Genomic DNA, 2036 nt, shown 5'->3' with positions numbered 1-2036 from the left:
GGGGGGTGTGTGTGGCAAGTCCTCGGCCTGTTAGTACCGGTCAGCTGCACACCTTGCGGTGCTTCCACTTCCGGCCTATCAACCCGCTGGTCTGGGCGGGGGCCTTACCCCATCGAGTGGGTGAGAGACCTCATCTTGAAGCGAGCTTCCCGCTTAGATGCTTTCAGCGGTTATCCCTGCCGAACGTAGCCAACCAGCAGTGCACCTGGCGGTACAACTGGCACACCAGAGGTTCGTCCGTCCCGGTCCTCTCGTACTAGGGACAGCTCTTCGCAAGTCTCTTACGCGCGCGGCGGATAGGGACCGAACTGTCTCACGACGTTCTAAACCCAGCTCGCGTACCGCTTTAATGGGCGAACAGCCCAACCCTTGGGACCTACTCCAGCCCCAGGATGCGACGAGCCGACATCGAGGTGCCAAACCATCCCGTCGATATGGACTCTTGGGGAAGATCAGCCTGTTATCCCCGGGGTACCTTTTATCCGTTGAGCGACACCGCTTCCACATGCCGGTGCCGGGTCACTAGTCCCAGCTTTCGCTCCTGCTCGACCCGTCGGTCTCGCAGTCAAGCTCCCTTGTGCACTTGCACTCGACACCTGATTGCCAACCAGGCTGAGGGAACCTTTGGGCGCCTCCGTTACATTTTGGGAGGCAACCGCCCCAGTTAAACTACCCACCTGACACTGTTCCTGATCCGGATCACGGACCGAGGTTAGACATCCAATTCGACCAGAGTGGTATTTCAACGGCGACTCCACCCGCACTGGCGTGCGGGCTTCCCAGTCTCCCACCTATCCTACACAAGCCGAACCGAACACCAATATCAAGCTATAGTAAAGGTCCCGGGGTCTTTCCGTCCTGCCGCGCGTAACGAGCATCTTTACTCGTAGTGCAATTTCGCCGAGCCTGTGGTTGAGACAGCTGAGAAGTCGTTACGCCATTCGTGCAGGTCGGAACTTACCCGACAAGGAATTTCGCTACCTTAGGATGGTTATAGTTACCACCGCCGTTTACTGGCGCTTGAGTTCTGAGCTTCGCCCCCGAAGGAGCTAACCCGTCCCCTTAACGTTCCAGCACCGGGCAGGCGTCAGTCCGTATACATCGTCTTACGACTTCGCACGGACCTGTGTTTTTAGTAAACAGTCGCTTCTCACTGGTCTCTGCGACCCCCTCCCGCTGCCCCGCGCACGGCGGTTCACGGGCTGGGGTCCCCCTTCTCCCGAAGTTACGGGGGCATTTTGCCGAGTTCCTTAACCACAGTTCGCTCGATCGCCTCGGTATTCTCTACCTGACCACCTGAGTTGGTTTGGGGTACGGGCCGCTCGGAACTCGCTAGAGGCTTTTCTCGGCAGCATAGGATCATCCCATTCGCCTCATTCGGCTATGCGTCGGGCCTCACCCTCGTGTTCCGCGGATTTGCCTACGGAACGGGCCACACCCTTGCACCGGTACTACCACTCACCGGGAGGACTACCTTCCTGCGTCACCCCATCGCTTGCCTACTACCAGTCCGGGTCCCACGCTCCACCGGCGCCGCTCCGAAGAGCTAGCCCCGGCTTCGGGTGGTCAGCATCGCTGGGTTCGGCATGGGCGCTCCTTCGCGGGTACGGGAATATCAACCCGTTGTCCATCGACTACGCCTGTCGGCCTCGCCTTAGGTCCCGACTCACCCTGGGCGGATTAGCCTGGCCCAGGAACCCTTGGTCATCCGGCGGGGGAGTTTCTCACTCCCCTTTCGCTACTCATGCCTGCATTCTCACTCGCGTGGCGTCCACGGCTGGATCACTCCGCCGCTTCGCCCACCACGCGACGCTCCCCTACCCACCCACACACCTGGCCGCCGACCCCGAGGGCCGGCGACGGGCTGAATTGTGTGAGTGCCACGGCTTCGGCGGTGTGCTTGAGCCCCGCTACATTGTCGGCGCGGAACCACTTGACCAGTGAGCTATTACGCACTCTTTCAAGGGTGGCTGCTTCTAAGCCAACCTCCTGGTTGTCTCTGCGATCCCACATCCTTTTCCACTTAGCACACGCTT

Annotated in this window: 1 rRNA gene; it reads right to left on the bottom strand. The window is 60.0% G+C overall.

What is annotated here, in order from left to right:
- Positions 1-10: 10 nt before the first annotated feature.
- Positions 11-2036, bottom strand: a 23S ribosomal RNA gene (locus ACI797_RS27775); the annotation flags it as partial.

Source organism: Geodermatophilus sp. SYSU D00691 (genome assembly GCF_054050275.1).
Note: the sequence above shows the minus strand (reverse complement) of the source record. Positions and strands in the feature narration are given on the sequence as shown.